A 3,355-nucleotide genomic window follows, 5' to 3' on the forward strand; every position below is an offset into this window, starting at 1 on the left:
GCAGGAAAAACTATTTGTTCGTTGGCTCCGACAGCGGCGGTGAGCGCGCGGCGGCGATGTACAGTCTCATCGGTACGTGCAAACTCAACGAAATCAACCCACGTGCCTACCTCGAATACGTGCTCACTCATATTGCGGACCACAAGGTCAACCGCATCGACGAACTGCTTCCCTGGAACGTGGCCGACAAACTGAAGCCGGCTACTCCGCCCACGCCCACGGTTTGACCGGGCAGATCCAGATCGATCGTGTCCACGACCATGGAACGATCTTCACATGATCTACCCGGACCTCCCCAGCGCTCTCACATCATGCCCCACGCGCGCGCGAATCGGGGACCGGCCCTGCCGAGCCGCTTACCGAGAACGACAGTTCCACGACGCTTCTTCCGGGCGCAGTTGGTTGTTTTGAGCGCAGGTAAGTTGATATGATTAAAGTATCTGTAAGCGAATTCCGAAAACCAGTACATGAGAAATAAGAAACCCTTCGAAATCATTCCCGACAGCGCGCTGCATATGGAAGCCAAAGCGCTCAGCCTATCGGTGGCGGCAATTCGTAGGGCCCAGGGCAAGCAGAACCCGGCAGACTTTCCGGTCGACTCGCCCGCATGGCATCGGGCCTGCCTGGAATTTGCGAATGACGTGTTGACGGTCCTCGTTGGCCGTCCGGCGGACAGGCTCGATGATTTCGCCGCGTTCAAACTCGGCTTCGAAAGCGAGGAGGCCGACGAGCAGGCGCTGGCAGAGGAACGGCGGAAGAAACGTAAAGGGCGCCCCTTCTAAGGCCGTTCATCAATCGGTGCGCTCCAGCTTTTCAGCTGCGGCTTCTCCAGGGCAAGCTGCACGTAATGGGGGCGGCTGGGCGACACGTGCGACCTCTGCAGCAAGCTAACTCGGTCACCCTCCCTCGCGATCGAGATCGGCAACTTTTGATGCGGCGGAAGGTGCTCGCCCGACGGCGGCGCTAATGAAACCGGTGCCGCTGGAGCTCTAGCGTCTTGGTCAGCGGCAGGACCGGCTCTCGTGTTCAGGCCACCGGCTTGATTGTAAGCGGCTCGCGACGGCCATTCTCGACGGCTGAGCGAACCGGTTGGTAGTTTAGTTCCCACTAAATAATTTGGTGGGAGCTAAAGTGGACGAGACATTGAATCGGATCGCGAAGGTCAAGCGACCAAACTTTCGGGTGGAGACCAAACGGCACCTGGTCGAGCAGACCTTCGAAGCAGGAGCTTCGGTTTCGCTGGTTGCGCGCCGTAGTGACGTCAACACCAATTTGCTATTCCGGTGGCGGCGTCAGTATCTGCAAGGCGTGTTCGGCGCGCCATGTCCAGAGCATGTGGCGGCGGCCTCGAAACCTGATGCCAGCTCGACGGTACTTCTTCCAGTGAGCGTTGTCGCGGAGCCTTCGGAGGCAACGCCCATGACCGACGATACCAACTCGATGCCCGATAACGTCTGCGAGATCGAATTTGATCGTGCACGCGTTCGAATCTCCGGTGAGGTCTCGCCGGCGTTGCTGCGGCTGCTCATTCGGGAGCTTGCCCGATGATCGGCCTGCCGGCGGGCACGCGTGTCTGGCTCGTTGCCGGCATCACCGACATGCGCTGCGGCTTCCAAGGGCTGTCGGCGAAGGTGCAGACAGCGCTCAATGAGAATCCATTGGACGGTAACGTTTTCGTCTTCCGCGGGCGCCGCGGCGATCTCGTGAAGGTGCTTTGGGCTACTGAGGATGGACTCTGGCTTCTCGCGACACGCTTGGAGCGAGGGCGTTTCATCTGGCCACAGGCCGATGGCGGCAAGATCCATCTGACGAGTGCACAGTTGTCGATGTTGCTCGAGGGCATCGACTGGCGACAGCCACGACGCACCGCCGCACTCTCGATGTTGTAAACCGCGAGGAAGGCTCGTAAACTGCGACGCATGTCCGATCAAGCGCCGCTTCCCGATACCGTCGCCGAGCTCCGTGCCATGGTGCTCGCGCAACAGGCATCGCTGCTTGAGCACCAGGCATCGATTGCGAAGATGGCGGAGGAACTCGCCGCGCGAGATGACGAGATCGAGCGCCTGAAGGCGCAGATCGACAAGCTCAGGCGGATGCACTTCGGGCGCAAGTCCGAACAACTCGCGAAGCAGATCGACAAGCTCGAGGCGCAGCTGGAGGACCTGACGGCCGGCCGGGGTGTTGTCGAGGCGCGTAACCAGCGCGACAGGACACCAAATGCGCCGGCCAGCAAATCGCCTTCGCGAGAGCCGCTCCCGCCGCACCTGCCGCGCGAGGAGATCGTACTCGAGCCGGATCCGCTCTGCCCCAGGTGCGCGACGACCATGCAGCCGCTGGGCGAGGACGTCTCCGAACAGCTCGCGCGCGTAGCCGCGGCATTCAAGGTGATCCGCACGATCCGGCGCAAATTGCTTTGCCCCGGCTGTGGCTATATCGAACAACTGCCGATGCCGGGCCTGCCGATCGAGCGCAGCATCGCGCATCCAAGCCTGCTGGCCGATATCGCGGTATCGAAGTTCGCGGATCACCAACCCCTGTATCGCCAGTCGGAGATCGCGGCCCGCGACGGCGTGACGCTTGATCGCGCCAGCATGGGCCGCTGGGTGGGCCAGATCGTCGAACTCTGCATGGTGCTGGTCGAGGCGATCCAGCGCTACGTGCTGGCTGCCGGCAAGCTCCATGGCGACGACACGACGGTTCCCGTCCTCACACCGGGCAACCAGAAGACGACGACCGGCCGATTCTGGGTCTATGTGCGCGACGATCGACGCTCGGGCTCGACGGAGCCTGCGGCAGTCTGGTTCACGTACTCGTCGGACCGCAAGGGTGTTCATCCGCAAACGCACCTCGCCAACTTCAAGGGAATCCTGCAGGCGGATGCCTACGCCGGCTTCGATCAGCTGTACGTAAGCGGCGACGTCTTCGAAGCGGCATGCTGGGATCACGCGAGGAGGTACATATACGACGTTCACGAGCGTACGCCGACTCCGGATACCCAGAAACTGCTCGAGATGATCGGAGAGCTTTACAGCATCGAAGCCGACATTCGCGGCAAACCTCCCGATGAGCGGTTGCGTGTGCGGCAGGAGAAGAGCAAGCCTCTGCTCAACACGTTCGAATCGACGATCAGGGCCAAGCTTGCGACGCTGTCGAAGAAGTCTACGCTCACGGGCGCGATCAACTACTCGCTGAACCACTGGGCGGCGCTCACGTTCTACTGCGAGGACGGACGCGCCGAGATAAGCAATGTACTCGCAGAAAATGCCCTGCGTTGTGTAGCAATGGGGCGTTCATTGTGCACCTCCTTCTGAAACCTCGATAAACATTGGGATCTGTCCTTCGACGTCGTTGCGAC

At 61.0% G+C, this 3,355-nt stretch carries 4 protein-coding genes and 1 pseudogene; all 5 read left to right on the top strand.

All coding sequences use genetic code 11. From position 1 onward, the window contains the following. Window positions 1-227 (top strand): transposase domain-containing protein (locus AWB68_RS43370; RefSeq protein WP_143282043.1); only part of this gene is annotated, 227 nt, incomplete at its 5' end. A gap of 240 nt (window positions 228-467) precedes the next feature. After that, entirely contained in the window at window positions 468-782 is a 315-nt protein-coding gene (locus AWB68_RS50445) for a hypothetical protein (RefSeq protein ID WP_235028847.1), read from the top strand. A gap of 349 nt (window positions 783-1,131) precedes the next feature. Continuing rightward, window positions 1,132-1,548 carry an IS66-like element accessory protein TnpA gene (tnpA, locus tag AWB68_RS51015; protein WP_374729666.1) on the top strand — a complete coding sequence of 139 codons (417 nt, stop codon included), beginning with the start codon at window positions 1,132-1,134 and terminating at the stop codon, window positions 1,546-1,548. Then, window positions 1,545-1,889 (top strand): IS66 family insertion sequence element accessory protein TnpB, encoded by a 345-nt coding sequence (gene tnpB, locus AWB68_RS43385; RefSeq protein WP_087650247.1) that lies wholly within the window; start codon window positions 1,545-1,547, stop codon window positions 1,887-1,889. The genes tnpA and tnpB overlap by 4 nt, the downstream gene beginning before the upstream one ends. A gap of 30 nt (window positions 1,890-1,919) precedes the next feature. After that, window positions 1,920-3,290, top strand: a pseudogene (tnpC, locus tag AWB68_RS43390) (IS66 family transposase); the annotation flags it as partial. Between the last annotated feature and the right edge of the window lie 65 nt (window positions 3,291-3,355).

It is taken from the genome of Caballeronia choica, from assembly GCF_001544535.1.
Classification (GTDB): Bacteria; Pseudomonadota; Gammaproteobacteria; order Burkholderiales; family Burkholderiaceae; genus Caballeronia; species Caballeronia choica.

Bases quoted from the DNA above. Each gene is read 5' to 3' on its own strand.
- AWB68_RS50445 (WP_235028847.1), top strand. From the start codon at position 468: ATGAGAAATAAGAAACCCTTCGAAATCATTCCCGACAGCGCGCTGCAT.
- tnpB (WP_087650247.1), top strand. From the start codon at position 1,545: ATGATCGGCCTGCCGGCGGGCACGCGTGTCTGGCTCGTTGCCGGCATC.